This window comes from Ancylobacter sp. (assembly GCF_965229075.1).
Lineage (GTDB): Bacteria > Pseudomonadota > Alphaproteobacteria > Rhizobiales > Xanthobacteraceae > Ancylobacter.
On record NZ_CBDDIO010000001.1, the window covers coordinates 315,887 to 339,334 of the forward strand.

General features: G+C 65.5%; 17 protein-coding genes and 3 pseudogenes. 6 read left to right on the plus strand and 14 right to left on the minus strand.

Features of this window, described 5'->3' with window-relative positions; genetic code table 11:
* Positions 1-22: 22 nt before the first annotated feature.
* From dusA to ACO07Z_RS01805, 11 genes are all read right to left on the minus strand, one after another.
* Positions 23-1,024: a tRNA dihydrouridine(20/20a) synthase DusA gene (dusA, locus tag ACO07Z_RS01755; RefSeq protein ID WP_421697131.1), complete on the minus strand. Its 1,002-nt coding sequence runs from the start codon at positions 1,022-1,024 to the stop codon at positions 23-25.
* 539 nt (positions 1,025-1,563) lie between these two features.
* Positions 1,564-2,535: a carbohydrate kinase family protein gene (locus ACO07Z_RS01760; protein WP_421697132.1), complete on the minus strand. Its 972-nt coding sequence runs from the start codon at positions 2,533-2,535 to the stop codon at positions 1,564-1,566.
* Positions 2,536-2,601: 66 nt separating this feature from the next.
* A complete protein-coding gene (locus ACO07Z_RS01765; protein WP_421697133.1) occupies positions 2,602-4,233 on the minus strand; it encodes a Na/Pi cotransporter family protein in 1,632 nt (543 codons plus the stop codon).
* 58 nt (positions 4,234-4,291) lie between these two features.
* Complete coding sequence (locus ACO07Z_RS01770) at positions 4,292-4,960, minus strand: HAD family hydrolase (RefSeq protein WP_421697134.1); 669 nt, start codon at positions 4,958-4,960, stop codon at positions 4,292-4,294.
* Between the two features lie 15 nt (positions 4,961-4,975).
* A complete protein-coding gene (locus tag ACO07Z_RS01775) occupies positions 4,976-5,815 on the minus strand; it encodes a phosphodiesterase (RefSeq protein WP_421697135.1) in 840 nt (279 codons plus the stop codon).
* A 66-nt stretch (positions 5,816-5,881) separates the two neighbouring features.
* The gene (locus ACO07Z_RS01780) at positions 5,882-7,162 is read right to left on the minus strand and encodes an ABC transporter substrate-binding protein (protein ID WP_421697136.1); all 1,281 of its coding nucleotides are present in this window, start codon (positions 7,160-7,162) and stop codon (positions 5,882-5,884) included.
* A gap of 88 nt (positions 7,163-7,250) precedes the next feature.
* Entirely contained in the window at positions 7,251-8,066 is an 816-nt protein-coding gene (locus ACO07Z_RS01785) for a carbohydrate ABC transporter permease (protein WP_421697137.1), read from the minus strand.
* 23 nt (positions 8,067-8,089) lie between these two features.
* Positions 8,090-9,007, minus strand: a complete 918-nt coding sequence (locus ACO07Z_RS01790; RefSeq protein WP_421697138.1) for a carbohydrate ABC transporter permease — start codon at positions 9,005-9,007, stop codon at positions 8,090-8,092.
* The gene (locus ACO07Z_RS01795; protein ID WP_421697139.1) at positions 9,007-10,260 is read right to left on the minus strand and encodes an ABC transporter ATP-binding protein; all 1,254 of its coding nucleotides are present in this window, start codon (positions 10,258-10,260) and stop codon (positions 9,007-9,009) included. The genes ACO07Z_RS01790 and ACO07Z_RS01795 overlap by 1 nt, the downstream gene beginning before the upstream one ends.
* A 118-nt stretch (positions 10,261-10,378) precedes the next feature.
* The gene (locus tag ACO07Z_RS01800) at positions 10,379-11,134 is read right to left on the minus strand and encodes a MurR/RpiR family transcriptional regulator (protein WP_421697140.1); all 756 of its coding nucleotides are present in this window, start codon (positions 11,132-11,134) and stop codon (positions 10,379-10,381) included.
* A gap of 140 nt (positions 11,135-11,274) precedes the next feature.
* Complete coding sequence (locus ACO07Z_RS01805; protein ID WP_421697141.1) at positions 11,275-12,465, minus strand: ROK family transcriptional regulator; 1,191 nt, start codon at positions 12,463-12,465, stop codon at positions 11,275-11,277.
* A gap of 113 nt (positions 12,466-12,578) precedes the next feature.
* On the opposite strand from ACO07Z_RS01805, the gene ACO07Z_RS01810 reads away from it, so the two are divergent.
* The 5 genes and pseudogenes from ACO07Z_RS01810 to ACO07Z_RS01830 all read left to right on the plus strand — a co-directional run bounded on the left by ACO07Z_RS01810 (position 12,579) and on the right by ACO07Z_RS01830 (position 18,410).
* Complete coding sequence (locus ACO07Z_RS01810) at positions 12,579-13,853, plus strand: extracellular solute-binding protein (protein ID WP_421697142.1); 1,275 nt, start codon at positions 12,579-12,581, stop codon at positions 13,851-13,853.
* Between the two features lie 8 nt (positions 13,854-13,861).
* A complete protein-coding gene (locus tag ACO07Z_RS01815) occupies positions 13,862-14,767 on the plus strand; it encodes a carbohydrate ABC transporter permease (RefSeq protein ID WP_421697143.1) in 906 nt (301 codons plus the stop codon).
* A complete protein-coding gene (locus tag ACO07Z_RS01820) occupies positions 14,764-15,612 on the plus strand; it encodes a carbohydrate ABC transporter permease (RefSeq protein WP_421697144.1) in 849 nt (282 codons plus the stop codon). The genes ACO07Z_RS01815 and ACO07Z_RS01820 overlap by 4 nt, the downstream gene beginning before the upstream one ends.
* An 8-nt stretch (positions 15,613-15,620) precedes the next feature.
* Positions 15,621-16,711, plus strand: a pseudogene (locus ACO07Z_RS01825) (ABC transporter ATP-binding protein).
* Between the two features lie 313 nt (positions 16,712-17,024).
* Positions 17,025-18,410, plus strand: a complete 1,386-nt coding sequence (locus ACO07Z_RS01830; protein ID WP_421697145.1) for an aminotransferase — start codon at positions 17,025-17,027, stop codon at positions 18,408-18,410.
* An 85-nt stretch (positions 18,411-18,495) separates the two neighbouring features.
* On the opposite strand, the gene ACO07Z_RS01835 is transcribed toward ACO07Z_RS01830, so the two are convergent.
* From ACO07Z_RS01835 to ACO07Z_RS01845, 3 genes and pseudogenes are all read right to left on the minus strand, one after another.
* Positions 18,496-18,759, minus strand: coding sequence for a DUF3363 domain-containing protein (locus ACO07Z_RS01835; RefSeq protein WP_421697146.1), 264 nt, complete (start codon positions 18,757-18,759; stop codon positions 18,496-18,498).
* A gap of 136 nt (positions 18,760-18,895) precedes the next feature.
* A pseudogene (locus ACO07Z_RS01840) lies at positions 18,896-19,033 on the minus strand (DUF3363 domain-containing protein); the annotation flags it as partial.
* Positions 19,011-19,229: pseudogene (locus ACO07Z_RS01845) on the minus strand (transposase); the annotation flags it as partial. The pseudogenes ACO07Z_RS01845 and ACO07Z_RS01840, both read right to left, overlap by 23 nt.
* 267 nt (positions 19,230-19,496) lie before the next feature.
* Here ACO07Z_RS01845 and ACO07Z_RS01850 point away from each other — a divergent pair.
* Positions 19,497-23,336 carry an autotransporter domain-containing protein gene (locus ACO07Z_RS01850; protein WP_421697147.1) on the plus strand — a complete coding sequence of 1,280 codons (3,840 nt, stop codon included), beginning with the start codon at positions 19,497-19,499 and terminating at the stop codon, positions 23,334-23,336.
* Positions 23,337-23,448: the final 112 nt, after the last annotated feature.

Below are 23,448 nucleotides of genomic sequence, written 5' to 3' on the forward strand. Positions count from 1 at the left end.
GGGCTGCCGTGATGGCACGGATTCACGCCACAAGCGACCGGCGTTCTTCGGCCCGGCGGACCTCATTGACGGCAGTTCGCAGCACATCGAGCCCCGCTTCCGACTTGACACCCTCCATGGCGAGGTGGCGGCGATAGGCACGCGCGCCGGGACGGCCGGGAAACAGGCCGAGCATGTGGCGGGTGATGTCGTGCAGCCGCCCGCCCGTGGCGAGATGGGCGGCGATGTAGGGCTCGAACGCCTCCACCGCCGCGAAGGCGTCGGCATGTGGGTCCGGCTCACCGAAAAACAGGCTGTCGACCCGCAGCAGCAGTTCCGGCTGCTGATAGGCGGCGCGGCCCAGCATCACACCATCGACATGGGCGAGCTGTGCCTGCGCCGTCTCCAGCGTGGTGAGGCCGCCATTGAGGCTGACGGGCACGCCGGGCAGGCGGGCCTTGAGCCGGTACACACGGTCATAGTCGAGCGGGGGAATGTCGCGGTTCTCCTTCGGGGAGAGCCCTTGCAGCCAGGCCTTGCGGGCATGGACGATGAGCCCGTCCGCCCCCGCTGCAAGCACGGCGTCCGCGAGCGCATCGAGCGCCGTTTCCGGGTCCTGCTCGTCGACGCCGAGCCGGCACTTCACCGTGACAGGGATCGCCACCGCCGCCTTCATCGCCGCGACGCAGGCAGCCACCAGCGTGGGATCGCGCATCAGGCAGGCGCCGAAATTGCCGCCCTGCACGCGGTCCGAGGGACAGCCGACATTCAGGTTGATCTCGTCATAGCCCCAGTCGGCGCAGATCGCCGCCGCCTTCGCCAGCGCCTCGGGGTCCGACCCGCCGAGCTGCACGGCGATGGGGTGCTCCTGCGGGGAATAGCCGAGCAGCCGGTCGCGATCGCCAAAGATCACCGCATTCGCCGTCACCATCTCCGTGTACAGCAGCGCGCGGGCCGAGAGGACCCGATGGAACGCCCGGCAGTGCCGGTCGGTCCAGTCCATCATAGGGGCAACGGCAAATCTAAATGATTGATTTTTCGGCATTATTTTTGCAGCTTCAAGGAGTTGGGTCTCGTCGTGTGCACTCGATGTTTCGCCACGATACGCCCCAAATTCCGATTTTCGACGCGTGAGTGCACACGGAGCGCGCACGGATTGGCCCTTCACTAAACTAAAATCCGGCTCCTGGAGAGCCCAGATCGGTCGGAAGGGGCCGTAGGGCAACGCCGAGCTCGACCGCGAGCGCCTCATCAAATACGGCAAGGACCGCGCGAAGGACGGGGCTGGCCCGGTCACGGTCAGCATGGACTTTGGATATATCAAGACCGTGCTCTCCCACGCTGCGGCGGTCCACGGCGTGACCCTCTCGACCGAACCCCTCGACCTCGCGCGCATCGCCCTGAAGCGGCTCGGCCTGATCGGGAAAGGCAAGGAGCGGGATCGCCGGCCGACGCAGGATGAGCTTGACCGCATCATCAAGGCGCTGGACGAGAACCCTCGGCGGAACATTCCCGTCGGAAGGATCAGCATCGTTTTAGGAGTAGCCGCAGTCCAACCCGGATGGTCGGATCACGCTTGCAACCTCATGCACCCACCGTCCCATCCATCTCGTGTCGCCAAGGCGGGTTGGCCCCCGCGCGGGTGACCGACATTGCTGCGGCGCGTACCGCGAAGATGAGCGCGGCCTCGATCGCATCAGCGTCCAGCGCTGCGAGCCTGGCAGGGGACAGCGCGTCGCGCCGCGCCAGCGCCGCGAGGAAGGCCGCGTTGAAAGTGTCACCGGCACCCACTGTGTCGGCAACCGTCACCGTGGGCGCCGGCGCGGCGACATCGAGGCCAGCCCCGAAGGCACGCGCACCGCGCGATCCCTGCGTCACCAGAACGAGATGCGGACCCATCGCGTGCACCGCCCGCACCATCTCATCCATGTCCCGCTTCCCCATCAGCCAGACGAGATCGTCGTCGGAGAACTTCACCACATGGGCAAGGCCGATCAGCCGGCAGATGCGCGCGCGATAGGCCGCTTCGTCGCGAATGAAGCCGGGGCGAATGTTGGGGTCGAGCATGATCAGCCTCCCCAGCCCGTCGCCAGCGATGCGTGCCGCGAGCGCTTCCATGGTAGAACCGACCGGCTCGCCGACAAGGCTGATGCCGCCGACGAACAGCGCCCTGACGGAAGACGAAATCTCCGGCAGATCGGCCGGAGTGACCATGCGACCGGCCGTATTCTCGTCGACGAAGAGATAGCGCGCCTGCCCCTCGACCAGCGTGACGAAGGCGAGCGTCGTCGGCCGGTCGAATGGTCGGCACAGCGCGATGTCGACGCCCGCGCGGACCAGTTCCACGCGCAGCTGGTCGCCGAACAAGTCGGTGGAGAGGCCATACCAGAAGGCGGTCGGCACGCAGAGCCGGCCGGCCGCAATGGCGGTGTTGAACACCGCGCCGCCTGGCAGCGGCAGGAAGGCCGGCCCCTCTGCCGTCTCCCGCGGTACCATGTCGATCAGCGCTTCGCCCGCGCACAGCAGAACGGGCGTATTCGGAGAGCGTTTAGCCATATACCAGTCCTGCGACCGACGGGGTCCGGTCGGTGAGAGTGAGGGGCGGATCCTCCGGCACGGCTTCTAGCCAGGATGTTCGATTATCCGGCTCTCGCGCAGCGCGCCCTGTTGCTCGAGAATGGGATAGGCGACCGAGGCGATATGGGCGTTGATGCGCTTCAGATCGCGCAAGATGTCGAGATGCAGCGCGCTGGTCGAGACGCTCTCAACCCGCCCATCGCGCAGGCGCTCATAGTGGCTCTGGGCAGAATTCTGTTCGAAGCGCCGGACGTCGACTTTCAGTTCGACGAGCTGACGGGCGAGCTCGGGATCGCGAGCCAGAAACAGGCTTTGGGCGAGGCGCAGATTGGCCAAAGTGCGTTCGTAGAAAGCCTCGATCTCGGCCCGCCCCTCGGCGGAGAAGCTGAGATGGTGGCGGATTTTCTTCGAGACGATCTGGCGCAGGTTGCGGTCGATGATGTCGCCGATATGTTCGAGATTGACCGCGTAATCGGCAATTTCGCTCGCGCGGGCTGCATCGGTCTCGCTGAGTGTGGGGCGCGACAGGCGCGCGAGATAGAGCTTCACCGCCTCATTGAGCCGGTCCACCTCGTCATCAAGCGTGGCGGCCGCGGCGCAGAGCCTGGCATCGTCGCGGCGCAGCGCTTCTAGATTTCCTTCCAGCATGGTGGCGACCCGATCGCCGATGCGCAGCGTCTCGCGGGCCGCGTTGGCGAGGGCGATCGCCGGGGTGTCGATGCCAGCGGGGTCGAGATGGCGCGGGCCGTCCGGCGCGGCCGGCGCATCAGGGACCAGCCGCAGCATCACGGCGGCCATAGGGTCCAGCAGCGGCAGACCGACAATGGTGAGAGCGAAGTTGAACAGAATGTGCGCATCGACCACGAACAGGCCGGCGTCACCCACGTGTGGGGCGAGCCACGTCGACAGCGGCCCGGCGATAGGGAGCACCAGAGCGCAGCCGGCAAGACGCATCGCGAGATTGCCGAGGGTCACGCGCCGCCCGGCCGGCGTGCCCTTGAGGGTGGCCAGCACCGGCGGCACGGCGCCGCCGAGATTGGCGCCGAGAACAAGCGCGACTGATAGCGGCGGCGCAAGGCTGCCGCCATCGGCCAGCGCCATCACCAGCAGCACCACGGCAAGGCTGGAGGAGGCCGCGCAGGCCAGCACGGCCGCGACGAGCAAAGCCAGCACCGGCACGGCCCCGAGTGCCGCCATTAGCGCGGCGAGCATCGGCGCGTGGCGCATCGGCTCCGTCGCCTGACCGAGCAGATGCAGCGCCAGCAGCATCAGCCCGGCGCCGAGTATGGCGCGCGCAGCCGAGCGCCATGCGCGCGTGCTCGTCAGCGTGAAGGTGGCGACGCCGACGGTAATCAGCATCGGCGCCAGCATCTCCATGCCTGACGACAGCAGGCGGGCGACGAGGCTGGTGCCGAGATTGGCCCCGAGCATCACCCCCTGCGCCATCGCGCCGCTCATATAGCCGCTGCCGGCGAAGGCGGCGGTCATCAGGGCGGTCGCCGTGCTGCTCTGCAGGGCGAGCGTGGCGACCAGCCCGATGCCGCAGGCGAGGAAGCGATTGCGCGTGCCGGCGCCGATCCAGCGCTGCAGACGTGTGCCGAACGCCCGCTCGACGCCGGTCTTCACCATGCGCAGGCCCCACAGGAGCAGCGCCACCGCGCCTAACAGGTTGAGCATGGTTGACCTCGCAGTTTCAAGCGATAGCGGCGGGCGGCTGCCTGATCCGGTTGCCGGATCAGTTCGCCAGCCTCTCCAGCGCGGCGGGCACGTCGGTCCAGCGCTCGACCGTTGTGGACGCGCCGTGCTCGCGCAGCCGCTCGGCGTGATTTGGCCCGCAATGCGCCCCGCCCGTGAAGCCGATGACCTCCATCCCCGCCGCCCGGGCTGCCTTCACGCCGGCAACGCTGTCCTCAATGACGCAGCAGCGCTCCGCCGGCGTCTCAAGCGCGCCGGCGGCGTAGAGGAACAGATCGGGAGCCGGCTTGCCGTGCTCGACGAGAACCGAGCTGAAAATGTGCGGCGCAAACTGGTGCTTGAGCCCGGTGACGGTGAGCGCGAGATCGAGCTTGGCCGGCGCGCTGCTCGACGCCACGCATTTTGCCAGCGGCAGCGACGCCAGAACGGTCCCGGCGTCTGGCAGGGGCTGCAGTTCCGTCCGTAGCAACTCCTTGACGCGTGAGGCCACGGCCTCGGCGAAATCCTCGCCTAGGGAGCGGCCGGTCTCCTGCTCCACCGTGGCCATGAAGTCCGCTTGCGAGACGCCGGTGAACCGCCGGAGCACGGTTTCCAGCGTGTAGTCGGCAAAGCCACGTCGGGCGAGTTCTTCCGCGTCCACACGGCAAGCCAGCACTTCGCTGTCGACCAGCACTCCGTCGCAATCGCAGATGAAAAGGGAAAAAGGCATCGATGCACTCATGACTTAGACGTTTCTGAAGATGTCGAGGGTGCCGGGTCCGCCGTCGAGATCGGCGACTTCGCGGGCAACCGGTGTCTCGCCAGGCTGGACCTGCATGTGATGGAGAATGACCGTCTCGCCCTCGAACAGGATCAGTTCGTAGGAGGGAGGGCGGTCAACATAGTCGGTCGCCAAGCCGGTGAAGGGCGGGAGCATCGGATGGCAGGTGCCGCGCGCCGCGGAGAAGGAGCGGCCGCGCCGGCGCCCGAACACAGGAACATGGACGTGGCCGAAGGCGAGATGGATGACCTGCGGGTGCCGGTCTAGCAGCGCCTCCAGCTCCGCCCCCTCGGCGAGGAGCATGTAGCGGAAATACTCCATGCCGAGATCGAAGGGCGGGTGATGCAGCGCGAGCATGGTCGGCGTGGTCGGCTCTGCTTTGAGCGTTTCCTCAAGCCAGGCGAGGCGACGCGTGCACAGACGCCCGGCGCTTGGAAACGCCTCGTCCAGCGTGTCGAGAAAGACCAGCCGCTGATCGCCGAGGTCGATCACACCCTGCACGAAGCCCGCCCCGTCGTCGTGCGTCCGCGGAAACACGCGGCGGAAAGGGGTGCGACTGTCGTGATTACCCAGCATCAGGCAGAGCGGGATCGGGAAGTCTGCCAGAAACGCCCTCAGTCGCAGATAGGAGGCCTCGTCCCCACGATCGGTGAGATCGCCGCTGACAAGGCACAGGTCGGCATCCGCATGCTCGCGCCGCACCGCATCGAGAACCGCCCGGAGCCGTGCTTCGGGATCGAAACCCACGACGCGCTCGCCCTCCGGGCAGAGATGGAGATCCGACAGCTGGATGATCTTGCTCATTGGTGGCTCCTGCATCCGAAGAGGCGCGCGAGCGTTTGCGCTCGCGCGCCGTATCGCTAGGGAACGTCAGTTCTTGGAAAGCGCGAGACGGCTCGTCAGCTCGACAAGCGAGGCAAGGCCCTCGTCCGGCGTCACCTGGCCGCGCATGATCTTCGAGAGCACGACCTTCTGCTCGTCCCAGATGCGCGGGCCGGAGCCGCCGGGATAGCCGAACCAGGGCTTGGCGATCGGCCATTGCTTGAGGCTGGTCGTCCAGTCCGGGTTCTCTTTGTAGAAAGCGCCGAGATAGTCGGTCTCGGTCGTGCGAAGGTTGGTGGGCATGTAGCCCGAGCCCAGCACGACGATCTTCTGGCCTTCCGGGCCGGTGACGAACTTGATGAACTCCCAGGCCGCGCGCTGCTTGGCGGCGTCCTTGGTCAGAACGACCGCCGCGCTGCCGCCGGTCGGTAGTCCGCCCTCGCCCTTGACGGCCGTGGGGTAAGGCGCCGTGCCCAACTGGAACTTGCCGCCGATGGTCTGGCCCATGACGCGGACTTCGGCGGTGGAGCCGATGAAGATGCCCAGCTTGCCGGAGGCGAACTGCTGGATCGCCTGATCCTCGTCAAGGAAAGGCATGCCGGTCTCGACCACGAAGCGGCGCAGCAGCGTCACGGCGCTCTTGCCGCTGTCGTCGCCGAACGTCACCTTGGTGCTATCGGCGTTCATGATGTGGCCGCCCGCATTCAGGATGAGCGCCTGCCACAGCCAGTCGTCGCCCCATTCATTGGCGGCATAGGACATGCCATCCGCCTTGCCGGCGGCAGAGATTTTCTTTGCGGTCGCGACGATGCCGTCCCAGTTGCTCAGCGCATCGGCGGAGGTGCCAACGGAGTCGAGCAGGTCCTTGTTGTAATAGACGATCGCGGTAGAGGCGGTGAAGGGCAGCGCCCACTGCTTGCCCTGAACCTGGCCGAGACGCAGCGTCTGCTCGGAATAGTTTGCCTTCACCCAGTCGCCGCTTTCCTTGCCGAGGAAGTCAGCAACGGGAAAGATCTCACCGCGCGGCTCCAGCGTGCGGACCAGTTCGTTCAAGTAGCTGTAGCCGGAGTACCAGACATCCGGCAGGTTGCCGGTGACGGCGCCGCGCAGAATGCGCTGCTGGCCATCGGTGTAGCTCGCCGCCGGCGCCAGATAATTGATCCGGATATCCGGGTGCGTCTTCATGAAGGCTTCCGCCAGCGGATCGTGAAAGCGCTTATGCGAGGGCCACGCATATTGCACATTGAGCGTGATCGGCTCGGCCAGCGCCGGGCCAGCCACGGTGGCCGCGAGGCAGCCCGCCGCAAGGAACTGCATCCATTTGGACATGGTGGATCGTCTCCTGAGCAGAAGATGAAGAGGAATGTGGGAAGGATGGGGCAGGGGCAGCCGCCTCCGCGGGAGGCGGATGTCTAGGTCATTTGAGGCCCGTCATGGTCAGCCCCTTGATGAACTGACGCTGGGCGATGAGGAAGATCACCATCACCGGGGTCACGGTGACGATCGCTCCCGCCATCAGGGCACCGTAGTCGGTGCCGAGGTCACCATCGCGGAAGTACAGCATGCCGAGCGGCGGCGTTGCCATATCCTGCGACGAGACGACGATCAGCGGCCAGTAGAGATCGTTCCAGTGCGCCGTTATCGAGAACACCGCGAAGGCGGCGATGACGGGGCGCGCGCTCGGCACGATAAGCTTGAGCAGGATCTCGATCTCGCTGAAGCCATCGAGCCGCGCCGCCTGGATGATCTCGTCCGGGAACGCCTTGAACTGCTGCCGAAGCATGAAGATCGCGAACGGCGAGAAGAGGAAAGGAAAGATCAGGGCGAAATAGCTGTCCAGCGCTCCGGCATAGGCAAGAGCGATGTAGATCGGCAGCATCGGCACCTGAATGGGCACGCAGAGCGCCGCGACCACCAGCCCGAACAGCAGATTGCGACCCGAGAACGGGAACTTCGCCAGCGCATAGGCGGCAGGTATCGACACAGCGAGCTGCAGGAACAGCAGAACCGATACCACGATGGCGCCGTTAAACAGGAAGCGCGCCATCGGCACCGTGGTGAACGCGCGGTGGAAATTCTCCACGACGATGCCGAATCCCTGCGGCAGGCCGAACGGATCGCTGAAGATCTCCGCGGGCGACCGCATGACCGTCAGCATCATCCAGGCGAAGGGCAGCAGTATGATCGCGGCAATAACAATGAGAACTGCATTGGCGCCGGCACTGCGCAGCATATCTCTTGAAGCATTTGGCGCGCTCATGAGTAGTGCACCTTCTTCTCCGCGACGAAGATCTGGAACATCGACAGCGCCGCGATGAATGCGAGGAAAAGGATCGACAGAGCCGAGGCGTAACCCATGTTGGTGTACTGGTAGGCCTCAAGATAGATCTTATAGAGCAGCGTTTCCGTCGAACCGGCGGGTCCGCCCTGCGTCAGGGCCGCGACGCCGTCGAAGGCCTGGAACGAGGTGATCGTCGTGGTAACGACCACGAACAGCGTCGTTGGCCCCAGCATCGGGAAGGTGATGCGGATGAATCGGTCCCAGCCTGCCTCCATCCCGTCGAGGGCGGCCGCGTCGTAGATATCGGACGGCACGGAGGAAAGGCCGGCGAGGAACAGGATGGTCGTCTGGCCCACCAACTGCCAGGCGCCGATGACCGCCAGGGTCGGCAGGGCCGTTGCCGGGTCAGTGAGAAAATCGACCCTGCCCAGGCCGACCCACACCAGCCAGTCATTGATCGGTCCGATCCGCCCATGCAGCAGGAATTGCCAGACCAGCGCCATGGCGACGAACGTGCTGGTGGCCGGCAAGAAGAACAGCACCTCATAAGTGTGCCGCAGCCGCCGGCGCTGCTGGATCATGAGCGCGAGGAACAGGCCGAGCAGCACGGCAATCGGCACCACGATCGCGACATAGACCAGCGTGTGGCCTATCGCCCCCAGCGCGCGGGCATCGCTGGCGATCTGGAGATAGTTGCCCAGGCCGATGAAGGACACGTGGATGGCGCCGAGGCTGTAGTCGGTGAAACTCAGCCCGAACACCACGAAGATCGGGGCGACCATCAGCAGGGAAAGAAAGAGGATGGCGGGCCCGGCCAGCCAGAGACCATGGACGGCGGACCGGTTCACGGTCGGCCGGCGGCCGGAAAGCGGAAGCACAGAGGTGGCGCTCATCACGACGCCTCCGCGATAGATGGCACCGTCGCCCCGTCGCGGCCAGTGGCGATGTGGTTCAGCCGCGCGCCGCTCGCGTCGAACAGCTTGAGGGCGGCGGGATCGAACCCGATCGCCAGGCGGGCATCGGCGGGCACCGCGAAAGCCGCGAGTTGCGGGCCGGACAGGCGGACGATGACGCGTGGCCCGTCATCCATGCGTGCATGGATCAGTGTCTCGTGTCCGATCGGCTCCAGGCGTTCGACCGTCGCGATCCATGACGGGGCCATGGCGCTTCCCTTCCCGCCGACGTGGATCGCCATGTCCTCCGGTCGCACGGCGATCTGCACCTGACGGTCGGCAGGTTCGGCCGTGGTAACGGGCAGTTCGCGGCCAAGGCACCTGACCCGACGCCCCGCCATGTCCCCCGGCAGGATGTTGATCGCCGGCGTGCCGAGAAACTGGGCTACGGCGATGTGGCGCGGATCATGAAAAATCGTCGTCGGCGTGCCGATCTGCAGCGCCCTTCCATCCATCATCAGCACGATACGGTCGGCCATGGTCATGGCCTCGGTCTGGTCATGCGTGACATAGATCGTGGTGATCCCGAGGCGGCGCTGGAGGTCGACGATCTCGCCGCGCATCTCGGTCCGCAGCGCGGCGTCGAGGCTGGAGAGCGGCTCGTCCATCAGGAACAGCCGCGGTTCGCGGATCAGGGCACGGCCGATGGCGACGCGCTGTTTCTGCCCGCCGGAAAGCTGGCCGGGCTTGCGCGCCAGCAGATGCGAGATACGCAGCTGCGCCGCGACGCGCTCCACAGCACTGGAAATCTCGCCGCGAATGGCACGGCCGCGCGGCAGGAGGGCGCCCAGCAGGGGTTGCCTTTGCGCCCACGACATCTGCCGCATCACCAGCGGGGCGGCAATGTTGTCGTGGACGCTCATATGCGGATAGAGCGCGAAACTCTGGAACACCATCGCGATGTCGCGACGGCTCGGCATGACGCCGATGAGACTGGCGCCATCCTCGGTCTCGATGGTGCCTTCAGTCGGCTCCTCGAAACCCGCGAGAATGCGCAGCAGCGTGGACTTGCCACAGCCTGAAGGGCCGAGCAGGCAGAGAAATTCTCCCGGTATCACATCGAGGTCGAGGCCTCGAAGAACGGTGGTATCGCCGAAGTGCTTGCCGAGGCCCCTGATTTTCAGGCCACGCGATGATGTCCCCATTGGCACGGTCGCCCTCTGTTTATGGTGCCGTTTAGTTGCCTGCGCCATGGAGCAAAACTCCACGCATGCGCAGGATCCAGCCCGAATGGGCGCGACGTCCTCATGAGCGGGACGTTAATGGAGCATTACTTCATTTTTATGACGCCATCAATGGAGAAAAACTCCATCAAGCGTCGTTGTCAGACCCGCGAGGAGCGGCGAGGGCGGCGAGCGCCTCCGCGATATAGACCGCCCGCGGCACGGCATTGATGTAGCCGCCATAGGCCGGGATGTTCAGTTTCGCCATGGGCAGCACCACATCGGCGTGGCGCGCCAGAGCGCTTTTCGGGTGGCACGTCACGGCCACGCAATAGGCCCCGGCGGCCCGTGCCGTGCGCAGGAAATCGACAGTGTTGAGCGTCACGCCGGATTCGGAAATGGCGATCGCGGCGGAATGCGGGCCGAGGCCGTTCGCCACTTCATGGGCAAGTGTGACATCGCGAAAGGCATGCGCATTCAATCGAGAGCGCAAAAGCCTGTAGGAGAACAGCTCGGCAATGATGCCTGAGACGCCCGAACCGTAAATGTCGATGCGATGGAGCGGGCGCAGCCGATCGGCGACCTTCTGCACGAGGGCGAGATCGAGCCCTTCCGCCGTGCGCGTCACCGAGCGGGAAAGTTCTCCCGCGAGCGTCAGCAACTGATGCTCGTCCTTCGGCACCGCCTCCGTACCGACCGTGTCGCGTATAGCCAGCTCGCCAGCCAGTGCCAGCTTGAAATCGGAGAAGCCGTTGAACCCTGACATCTGGCACAGGCGAATGATGCTGGCCTCGCCGGCCCGGCACAGCCGGCTGAGTTCCTTCAGCGAAAAGCGAACGACCTTTTCGGGGTTCTCGACGATGTAAAGCGCCGTGCGCGCCAGAACATTCGGCAGGCTCGGCATGCTGGCTTCGAGATAAGCGAGAGGGCCGGAATATCCGGTGCCCGCTTGGGAGTTGCTGGTCGTCGGGGAGTGGCTGTCACGCGGCATGCTGGTGTTTTACTCCATGCCCACAGCTCTGCCACCCTCCATTTTCACTGAGTTCAGCTCTCGCTCTCCGCCTCGTTTCTTGTGCCCTCCGCGCTGCGGTAATGCGGATTGAGTAGCGCGAGGATCGGCAGGGTGGCCGCCCCACGCGCCACGGCGTCCGCGCCGAGATCGGGCCGCATGAGGCGCGGCAGATCACGATGACGGTGCTGTGCGATCGACTCATGGAGCGGCTCGACCGTCCGGATGAGGGCGTCGATCAGCCAGGCCGGCGCGTTGCCGCCGATCATGATGGTTTCGGGATCGAAGAGATTTTCGAGTGTGTTGATGCCATCGCGCAGCGGCGCTACGGCTTGCTCAATCCACTCCGCCACCACCGGATCGTCGGCCGCGACGGGGTCGCTGAGATCCGGCACAGGATCGGCCTCCTGCCAAGCCAGGAATTGCCGCAGCGCCTCGACGCTGACATAGGTCTCCAAGCATCCCTTCTTACCGCAGACGCAGGCGTGCCCACCGGGAACCGCGATCGTATGCCCGAGTTCGCCGGCATTTCCGCGAGAGCCGGCCAGCACCGCCCCATTGATCATGATGCCGGTGCCGAGCCCGTCGCCGATATAGAGATAGACGAAATCGCGCAGCTGCCGCGCGGCGACACCGAAACGCGCTTCGGCGGTGACGGCGCATTGTCCGTCATTGGCGAGTGCTACGGGATGGCTCGTCGCCTCAGCCAGCGCGCGCTGCAGGGCGAGACCGTCCCAGCCCGGCAGGCGGGGCGGGCTCATGCGAGGTACGTTGAATGGTCCGGGCGTCGCGAGGCCTATACCGAGAAACCGTCCGGTCCCACCATGACCCAGAAGCCGGGGAACCATCGCGGCGAGCGTCTGCGCCACCATCGTCACGTCGACGCTGCCGAGTGGATGCACCTCCTGATGAAGAACCGCGCCGCCCAGATTCATCACCACCGCGTTCGCCATGCCGAAATCGACGTGAAACCCGAGGGTGAAAGCGCCATCCGCACGCACCGCGATCGGCTTCGGCGGCTTGCCCACCCGCCGTTCGCCCGCCTTTTCCTCCTGCACGAAGCCGAGGGAGAGCAGTTCCTCGACGAGATCGGACGTCGCCTGCTTTGACAGGCCGGTGACCTCGGAAATGGCGATGCGGGGGATAGGCCCGCGAATGCGGACGGCTTCGAGCACCACCCAGAGATTGAGCGATTTGGATTTCACCGCATTCGTCGCGGACAGCATATCGACACCACTCAAATTAATAAGTCAGTTTGACGGAATAATTATTGACAGGGCAAGGGGCCCCTCGCACTCTGACGGCAAGGCCTAAGTCAAAAGCCAGAAGGGGTCCATCAATGTCTGTCCTGCTGTCGCGTCGCGACATGCTGCTGGCCGCCTGTGCGGCCGGCGCTGCCGCCAGCTTTCCCTTTGACATGGCCCGCGCGGCCGAGGCGCTGAGCGTCTTCGGCCCCCTGCCTCCGGACCCCGCGCCTCCGGGCGCGGCAAAGTTCGCCGAAGCCGCCTTCGAGGCCTGGAAGCAGGCGCATAACGCGCAAGTAAGCTACGATCTGCTCGCCTGGCCGCAACTGCATGACCGCATGGCCACCGCTTTCGCGTCCGGCTCGGCACCCTGGAACGTGCTCTATATGTGCGGCTGGGTGCCGGAATTCGCCGCTTTCCTCGCCCCGTTCGCCGACGACCTGCCAAAGGCACTCGTCGACGATCTACCCGCCTCCAGCTTCGAGACCGTCACCTGGCAGGGCAAGCGCTATGGCGCGGTGTTCACGCTGTCGCTCCTCACCTTGTTCTACAACAAGGAGCACCTCGCCGAGATCGGCTTCAGCGCCGCGCCGAAGGACTGGGACGAGTTCAAGCGCGCCGCCAAGGAACTGACGCGGGCCGGCCGCTACGGCTTCGTTGCCAATTATGGCGACCCGGCCGGCATTGGCGGCACCGCCAGCTACTGGATGGCCTTCCTTCAGCAGGCGGGTGGGAAGATGTATGGCGAGGACGGCCTGCCCGTCTTCAAGGGCGATGCCGGCGTGGCGGCGTTGCAGATGATGGTGGACCTGATGCCGGGTTCCGATCCGGGTTCCATCTCCTATGCCGGCATTAATGATGCCACCAACGTGCTGATGGCCGGCCGCGCCTCGATGATGATGAACTGGCCCTTCATGTGGAACGCGGCGCAGGACCCGGCGCAATCGCAGATCGTTGGCAAGCTCGGCAGCGCGCTCCTGCCGGCCGGTCCCGCCGGCAGCGCTTCCATCGACGGAACCGATGCGTGGACCGTGAGCAAGGCCAGCGCCGATCCCGCTCTCGCGCGTCAGCTCGTCGAGTTCTATCTCGATGCCGACGTGCAGAAGCGGCAGGCGCTCGATACGGGTTGGCTGCCGATCCGGCTCTCTGTGCTCGCCGACCCCGAGGTGCAGCAGAAGCTGCCCAACGCCGCCGTGGTGCTGGAACAGGCGAAGCACCCCTATAACAGCTTCGTCACGCCCGATTTCAATCAGGTGACGCAGGCGCTGGGCACGGAAGTACAAAAGGCCCTTCAGGGCCAGAAGACGGCGGCGCAGGCCATCGCCGATGCCTCCGAACTTGTCACTGCCATCGTGAAGCGCCGCGGCTGATCGCCCCGATGCCGTCACACGCCACTTATGAACAGCGCCGGCGGACCGCCGGCCTGTTTCTCCTCGCGCCGGCCATTGTCGTGCTGCTGGCGATCCTAGGCTATCCGATCGTGGAATCGCTGCTTCTGGCGTTCCAGAAGGTTCAGCTCGCCGCCGGCGGCATCGACCGGCACTTCGTGGGACTGGCCAATTTCCAGCGCCTTGTCGCCGACGAGACGTTTCGCCGGGCCCTTGTGAATACGCTCTACTTCGCGGCGGCCGAGGTGGTGCTGGTGGTGCTGATCGCCTTCGTCATCGCGTTGCTGCTCAACCATCCCTACGGACGCAGCGGGCTGTTCCGTATCCTGCTGGTGGTGCCGTGGGCGATCGCGCCGGTGGCCAATGCCGTGCTGTGGAAGTGGATCCTCAACGCCAATTACGGCGTGCTGAACGGCCTCCTCCAGTCGCTTGGGGTCATCGACCACTATCAGGTGTGGCTCGGCACGCCGGGCTCCGCGCTCACCTTTCTGCTGCTGGTCGATGTGTGGAAGTCCGTGCCGTTCGTCGCGCTGCTGCTGCTCGCCGGTCTCCAGCGCGTACCCTCGGTCCTTTACAAGGCCGCCTATATGGATGGCGCGAACCGCCTGCAGACACTCATCCACGTCACGCTCCCCTCCATGCGTGCCGCCCTCGCGGTGGCGGTGGTGCTGCAGACCATCTGGTCGCTGCGCATCTTTGATCTGGTCTTCGTGCTCACCCGCGGCGGGCCGGCGGATGCGACGGTGCTGCTGAACTTTCTCGCCTATCGCGTCACCTTCAATTTCCTCGACCTCGGTTATGGCGCGGCCATCGCCAACGTCATCTTCGTCATGACCATCCTGCTGGCCATTCTCTACATTCGGCTGGTGCGCCCGGCGGGGGAGGCCGCGCGATGAGCTATGCACATCACCGCCGTGGCGGCGCCTGCCTGCGGCTGCTCACCGGCGTCGGCCTCGTCCTCTTCGTCGTCTGGTCGGCGGCGCCGATCCTTTGGCTCGCGCTGTCGAGCGTGCTGGAACAGCAAGCGCTGATCGCCCGGCCGCCCGACCTCTCCCCGCATAACCTGACCTTCTCCAATTTCACCACGGTAATTGGTTCAGCGGCGGCGCTCGGACGCGGCATGTTGAACTCACTCATCGTCGCGCTGTTCGCCACCTTGGCTTCGCTGGCGCTGGGCGCGCCGGCGGCCTATGCGCTGGCCCGGCTCTCCGTGCCGCGCGCCAGTGCCATCGCCTTCCTCGTGCTGGCGACACAGATGCTGCCAAGCATCGCCATCGCCATTCCGCTGTTCCTGGTCATCAGCCGGCTCGGGCTGATCGACAATCTGTTCTCGCTGGGCGTCGTCTACCTGTCGTTCAATCTTCCCATCGTCATCTGGATCCTGCGCAATTTCTTCCTCGGCATCCCCGAAGGGCTGGAAAAGGCAGCGGCGATCGACGGCGCCGGGGTGATCGGGACCTTCTGGCACATCGTGCTGCCCATTTCGCTGCCCCCGCTCGGCGCGGCAGCCGTCTTCGCCTTTGTCGAGGCGTGGAACGAGTTCTTCTTCGCGCTGATCCTCACGCGCCAGTCCGCGCAGACCGTGCCGCTGGTGATCGCCGCCTTTGCCGGCCAGTACCAGACCGTGTTCGGCCAGATGATGGCGGCGGCGCTGATCAGCGTCGTGCCGGTAATCCTGCTGGCGGTGCTGTTCCGCGACTGGATCGTGCGCGGCTTCGCCGACGGGATGATGAAAGGATGACCCACGGTATGAGCCCTTCTCCCGCGTCCACGCCACCGGCCATCGAGTTGCGCGGCGTCGCCAAGACGTTTGGCAGCGTGCAGGTCTGTCGCGATGTCGATCTTGCCATCGCGGCCGGCGAATTCGTCACGCTTCTTGGCCCCTCCGGCTGTGGCAAGACGACGACGCTCAACATGGTCGCCGGGCTTGAGGACTGCACGAGCGGCGACATCCTGCTGGCCGGGCGGCGCGTGAACGAGCTCTCGCCGGTGGAGCGCGACGTCGCCATGGTGTTCCAGAACTACGCGCTTTATCCGCATATGACGGTGGCGCAGAACATCGGCTTCACCTTGCGCATGCGCGGCACGCCGCGCGCCGAGATCGACCGGCGGGTGAAGGACGTGACCACGGCGCTCGAACTGTCGCATGTTCTGGAACGCCTGCCGGCTCAGCTTTCCGGCGGACAGCAGCAGCGGGTGGCGATCGGCCGCGCCATCGTGCGTGAGCCGCGCATCTTCCTGTTCGACGAGCCCTTCTCCAATCTCGACGCCGCCCTGCGCGTGAAGATGCGGGCCGAGGTGAAGCAGTTGCACCGCCGGCTGGGCGTCACCTCGCTGTTCGTCACCCACGACCAGGAAGAGGCGATGTCGATTTCGGACCGGATCGCGGTGATGAATCGCGGCAGGGTCGAACAGTTCGGCACGCCGGAGGATATCTATGCCCGTCCGGCGACGCGCTATGTCGCGTCCTTCATCGGCAATCCGCAGATCGAGTTGCTGACCGGAGTCGTGGAGGCGCACGAGGGCGGCCACGCGGTGCGGGTCGGGAGCGAACTGGTGCGATTGGCCTCGTCCATCACCACGCGGGCCGGCCACGTCGTCGATATCGGCGTGCGGCCGGAACATGTGAGGCTAGGTTCAGGGACGCTCGCCGGCCGCGTCCGCCTGGTCCAGCCCGTGGGGCCATCAAGCCATGTCGTCATCGGTGGGACGGCGGATCGCTGATTGCCGGCCAGCCGGGATTCTGCAGGCTTCAGCCCGGCGAGCGCATCCAAGCCGAGATTTCCGCAGCCGACGTGATGGTCTTCGACCACGCAAGCGGGGCACGGCTTTCCCAGTGACTGCCGAGACCGCGTTAATAAGTCCGTTTGACGGAATAATTATTGACAGCGCGGCGGGCTCTCGGCAATCTGGCCATGACAGCAATCACGAATGAAGTAAGGCATTCATGGCCGCCGTCCCGGTCGGCCGGTCGATCATCCCAGCGACCCACTAGGACACCGAACCGTCATTCGCTCTTTCGCGCGGGGAGATCGTCTCCCCTCGGCGGCCGGATGCGATCGAACGTCTCTTCGCACATGCATGGCATCGGCCTGCTGCGGCATTGCGCGCAGGCCGGGCGCCCGCACGCCATCAACACACGACAGGTGACCCATGAACCAGCCCGTGCTGCCGAACTCGCTCGAAGGGCGCGACGTCGCCTTCCATTTGCATTCGCAGACCAACCCGCGGCAAATGGAAGAAAACGGGCCGATCGTGGTTACCCGCGGCGAAGGCATCCGCGTCTACGATGCCGCCGGAAAGCCCTATATCGACGCCATGGCAGGGCTGTGGTGCGCCTCGCTGGGCTTTGCCAATGAGCGCCTCGCCGCGGCGGCGAGCCGGCAATATACCGAGCTCGGCTTCTACCACACCTTCTTCCAGCGCACCCTGCCGGGGGCAACGCAGCTGGCCGAAAAGCTGGTCGACCTCACCGGCATGACCGGCGGCAAGGCCTATTTCGCCACCTCCGGCTCGGAGGCGAACGAGACCATGGTGAAGCTCGCCTGGGTCTACCACACGGTGCGGGGCAAGCCGACCAAGCGCAAGGTGATCGCGCGCGACCGGGCCTTCCACGGCTCCACCATCGCGGCGGCTTCCATGTGCGGCCTCGGCTTTATGCATCGGGAATTCGGCCTGCCGCTGCCGGGTTTCCTCCACACGCTCTGTCCCGACGCCTATCGCGGCATGCGGGAGGGCGAGGACGAGGCCGCCTTCGTCGAGCGGCTCGCGCGCGAACTGGAATCCCTCATCCTGCGCGAGGGGCCTGATTCCATCGCCGCCTTCATCGCCGAGCCGATCAATGCCGGCGGCGGCATCATCCTGCCGCCCGCCGGCTATTTCTCGCGGATCCAGCAGATCCTGAACAAGTACGACATTCTCTTTCTCGACGACGAGATCGTCTGCGGCTTCGGGCGCACGGGCGAATGGTTCGGCAAGGATACGGTCGGCGCCAGCCCTGACATGATGGCGCTCGCCAAGGGGTTGTCCTCCGCCTATTTCCCGATCTCCGCCGTGGTCCTGGCACCGCACATCTATGAGGCGGTGAAGGAGTTCAACAAGGCCGGCGGCAATTTCGGGCACGGCTTCACCAATTCCGGTCATCCCGTGGGCGTGGCGGTCGCACTCGAAGCCCTCGCCATCTATGAGGAAATGAACGTCGTCGAGCACGTGAGGGCGATGGGCGCGCGCCTTCGCGGTCATTTCGAACGCATCGGCCGCGCTTCGCCCATCGTGGGGCAGGTGCGCGGTGCCGGCCTGATGCTGGGCATCGAGCTCGTGGCGGACAAGACGAGCCGCACGCCCTTCGATCCGCATCTGCAGGTGGGCATGGCGTTCGACCGGATCGCCTATGGCAACGGCCTCGTGGCGCGCTGCATGGGCGACGTGCTGGGCTTCTCACCGCCGCTTATCGTGACCGAGAGCGACGTGGATGAGATCGCCGAACGTTGCGAGACAAGCCTTCATCAGCTCGAGCGGCACCTGGGTTGCTTACCCTGATGTGAGCGGCTTCCAAGCTGGACATCATATCTGTGAGGCCATGTCACGCAGGTGACCGTGAAGTGTCACGCTGTGTGATGGGCCCTCACAACCCCAGCCCCCTCTGCCGGCCAATCTCCCATTCGAACCCGCCGTCGCCGCGCCTGACCCCGGAAAGGTAGCGGCCGATCTGCTTATCGGGGATGGGCTGCCAAAGCACCAGCTGGAAGCCGAGCCCATCCTCCAGCATGGCAGAGCGGCCGGAGACGAGCTGAAGCTGGAGGCTGACGGTGCCGACATATTCGCCGCGAGCGGAGAGCCGGTAGGCCAGGCCGGTGGACTTGGCGAGGTCGGCGGCGACGCGCTCCACTTCGCGGCGCTGGAGGCGGCTGAGGAGATCGGGTGCTTCGATGCCACCAGGCTATGCGGAAATTGGGACCTTCGCCCGCGAGGGAGCGGTCATAGGTGAGCCCGCGCACGGGGAGATCCTTCGGGATGGTCCAGTGCTCGGCATGAACCCGCTCGACCTGACCGGCGCGTCGCAGAGCTTCCAATCGCCGGACATGCGAGCGGATATAGGCCTCGGGATACGGTTCAATTAAAACATGAAACGCTCTAGGCGCCTTTGGCGCCCCAGCAGACATAACGAGTGTAGAGCGTTGTGCGTGGCCGTTCGTCTGGCAGCGCGTCGACCCACTGTCCTCCCGATTTCAGGATATGGACGATGCCGCTGATCACGCGGCGGTCGTCAACACGCGGCTTGCCGCGCGTATCCGTTGGCAAATGCGGCTCGATCCGAGCGAACTGCGCATCCGTGAGCCCGAAACGATCCGGATTCATCCGCGCCTCCTCCCGGAAGCCGTGCATCACACCAGGCCAAAAAAGCCAACCACTCTATGGGCTGAGCCCTAACAGGGCAGACGGTCCGAGTGGAATTTCTTCCAAACCACCTTCGCAATCCCGACAGAGGTTCGCAATCCCGATTTCAGCGCCTGCGGGTCCATTTCAATACTCCCGCACAAGGCGATTTGAAAAAGGGCAGCGGTTATGGGTGGATTCAACAATGCGCGCGTCGGGCGGGGGAACACGCGACCGGGCCAGGTCGCGATGCAATCCTCCGCTCGTAATGAGACGCCGCGTTGCATCGGACACCTGAAGGGTCTGCTGCTGGCGTCCGCTGCCTTCATTTCCGCTGCGACTTCTTTTGCCAGCGCCGAAACGATCAACAACACCACCCGGACGGTCACCACGGCTGTCACCTATCCCGACTATCTGTTCATTGCCACGACCGGCACCGGCACGCTGACCATCTCATCCGGCGGGACGGTCTCGCACCCGAAATATGGCGATATCGGTCAGAAGGCGGGTAGCTCTGGCACCGTAACCGTCACCGGTACAGGCTCCCAATGGACCAGCGGCAGCTCGATCACCGTAGGCGACGCCGGCGTTGGCACGCTGGATATCCTGCAGGGCGGCGTCGTCAGCGATACCGTCGGCTATGTCGGCTACACAAAAGGCGGTTCCGGAACGGTGACGGTCGATGGCGACGGGTCGCTGTGGACCAACAGCAGCATTCTCTACGTCGGCGGCCTTTACGGGTCCGGCTCGCTGACAATTCAGAATGGCGGCTCGGTCGAGGCCGGCACCAGTTCCGGCTATACGAGCATCGGCTATTCGAGCACCAGCGAGGGCACCGTGACGGTAACCGGCGAGGGGTCGAGCCTCGTCAGCCACGGCCAGCTCGGTGTCGGGTCCTATGGCAAAGGCACGCTGAACGTCGAGGACGGCGCCACGGTGAGCGACACGCAGGGTGTCATTGCCACCCAGGCCGGCAGCACCGGCACCGCGACCGTGACGGGTGCGGATTCGAGCTGGACCAACAGCACCTATCTGTTTGTCGGCTACAGCGGCAACGGCACACTGAACGTCGAGGATGGAGGCACGGTCAGCAACACCAATTACGGCGTCATCGGCAGCAATGCGGGCAGCGTCGGCACTGTCACCGTCACCGGTGCAGGGTCGAGCTGGTCCAGCGAGAGTTCAATGACCGCTGGCGATTCGGGTAACGGAACGCTGACTATCGAAAAGGGCGGCTCGGTCACCGATACCACCGGCTACATCGGTTACTCCGCGAGCGGATCGGGCTCCGTGACCGTCACCGGGGCGGATTCGACCTGGACCAACAACGCCAATCTCTTCGTCGGCCGTGCAGGAATGGGCGAGCTCGACATACTGGAAGGCGGCTCCGTCACCAACATCTATGCCGCCTATGTCGGCTACAATGCTGGCAGCACCGGTACTGCGACGGTCAGCGGCGCGAATTCGAGCTGGATCAGCAGCAGCCTGATCTATGTGGGCTTCAACGGCAACGGCACGATGACCGTCGAGGCCGGAGGGTCGGTCAGCGACACAGAAGGGCGGATCGGGCAGGAAATCGGCGGCGTGGGCTCGGTGAAGGTCACCGGCGCAGGGTCGGAATGGACCAACAGCTCCTACCTGACCGTCGGCTATTCCGGCGCGGGCGACCTGCTGGTCGAGGAGGGCGGCAGCGTTACCAGCCTCGACGGTTATATCGGTTACAAGGAAGGTAGCGTCGGAACGGTCACGGTCAGTGGTGCAGGCTCGGAATGGACCAGCAGCGCCAGCATCCTGATCGGCGATGCCGGGGAGGGATCGCTGACCATCGAGAAGGGCGGGACGGTGAGCGACACGGTCGGCTTCGTCGGCTATGAGGCGGGCGAGGCGGCCAGCGGCAAGGTCGTCGTCACCGGTGCCGGTTCGACCTGGACCAACAGCGCGGCGCTTCTCGTCGGCGTCTATGGGACCGGCACCGTGGTGATCGCGGACGGCGGGACCATCGCGGTGGGGGCGGTGCTGCCCGACACAAGCCATGACGGCACGGTGACGCTGGCCAGCGAGGTCGGCTCCGTCGGCACGCTGGTGCTCGGTGCGGCCGCCAACGCCAGCGCGGTGGCGCCGGGTACGCTCGACGCGGCGGCCCTAGAGTTTGGTCCCGGCACGGGCACCGTGGTGTTCAACCACACGTCGGACGCCTTTATCTTCAGGCCGGGCATGTCCGGGGCTGGAACCATCGACGTTCTCGCCGGCACCACACTGCTGACCGGCGATTCGGCCGCCTTCACCGGATCGACCACCATCGCAGCCGGAGCCACACTATCTGTCGGCAATGGCGGTACCTCCGGCAGGCTGGGCGGCGACATCGTCGACAATGGCGCGTTGATTTTTGATCGCTCCGACAACCTCGCCTATGCCGGCGCGCTCTCGGGCACCGGCACGTTGACCAAATCCGGCGCTGGCGTGCTTGACCTGACCGGCACCTCCGCCAGCTTCTCAGGCGCCACGACGATTGCGGAGGGCCAACTCAAGGTCAGCGGTTCGCTGGCCGGTTCGGTGGTCACGGCGCTGGATGGCACCACGCTTTCGGGTTCCGGAACGGTTGGGGGCGTCGTCGCCAAGGCCGGCTCCACCATTGCGCCGGGCAACAGCCCGGGCACGCTCCACGTGGCCGGCGGCTATGTGCAGGAGGCGGGATCGATCTATGCCGTCGAGGTGGTACCCGGCAGCGCGACCTCCGATCTCGTTTCGGTCGCCGGCGCCGCGACCCTTGAGAGCGGGGCCATCCTCAACGTCTCCAAATGGGTCGATGGCGGCTATCCGATCGACGCGCACTACACCGTCCTGTCGGCCACGGGTGGTGTCTCCGGCACCTATGAGGTGACCGGCGATACGGCGATCTCGGCCTTCTACGACCTGATGGCGACCTATGACGAGGACAATGTCTATCTCGACGGCGTCCAGACCCGCAGCTTCGCCAGCGCCGGCGTCACGCCAAACCAGCGTTCGGTCGCAGCCGGCCTGCAGACTCTGCCGGGAGGCAGCGACCTGCGCTTCGCGATCGGCTCGCTGCAGAGCGACGCCGAGGCACAGGCCGCCTTTGACGCGCTCTCCGGCGAGGTGCACGCCTCCATCAAGGGCGCGATGGTGGAAAACAGCGGCATCACCCGCGAGGCGGCCATCAACCGCCTGCGCAGCGCCTTCGCCGATTCCGCCTGCGGGAAGGTGGACACGCTGCCGGTGAAGGCGCCGCAGCCGGCGGAAGCCGCGTGTTCTGCCGTGTGGACGCAGGGCTTCGGTGCCTGGGGACATATGGGTGGCGATGGCAATGCCGCGCGGCTTTCCAACGACACCGGCGGTTTCCTGATCGGCGCGGACACTCCCGCGCTCAACACCTGGCGCGTCGGCCTGCTGGGCGGCTACAGCCGCTCGACCTACAGTGTCGACGCCCGAACCTCGTCAGGTAATTCTGACAACTACACGATTGGGGCCTATGGCGGCTCGCAATGGGACGATGTCGGCCTGCGCGTCGGTGCCGCCTACACGCTGAGCGAGGTGGAGACGCAGCGGAGCGTCGTCTTCCCCGGCTACGCCGACGCCTTGGCGGCGAGTTACAACACCGGCACCACCCAGATCTTCGGCGATATCGGCTACACCATCACATTCGGCGCGGCCTCGTTCGAACCGTTCGCGGGCCTCGCCTATGTCAACGTCAATGCCGACAACTTCAGCGAGCGTGGCGGAGCGGCCGCGCTGATCGGCGCTGGAGACGATACCGGCGTCACCTTCTCGACGCTTGGCCTGCGGGGGTCGACGAACCTTGCCGCCGGAAGCGCCGACATCGCGGCCTTCGCGACGCTTGGTTGGCGCCACGCATGGGGCGACATCACCCCGACCTCGACCTTCAGCTTTGCCGGCTCGGAGAGCTTCGGCGTTGCCGGGACGCCGATCGCCGAGGACGCAGCATTGGTGGAGGCTGGGATCACCGCCGCCCTGTCGCGCAGCATCTCGCTCGACGTAAACTATAGCGGGCAATTCGGCGACGGGGTGGAAAGCCAGGGCATTCACGGCGCGCTCACCGCGCGGTTCTGAAGCCTCTCGATGAGTGTTTCGGTTACCCTGCGCTTGGAAGGATGGTGCGAAGGAGGGGCGCCGGGCGATCCGGTGTGTCCTCATGAGCCTATACGAAGCCAGGTGGCGACCC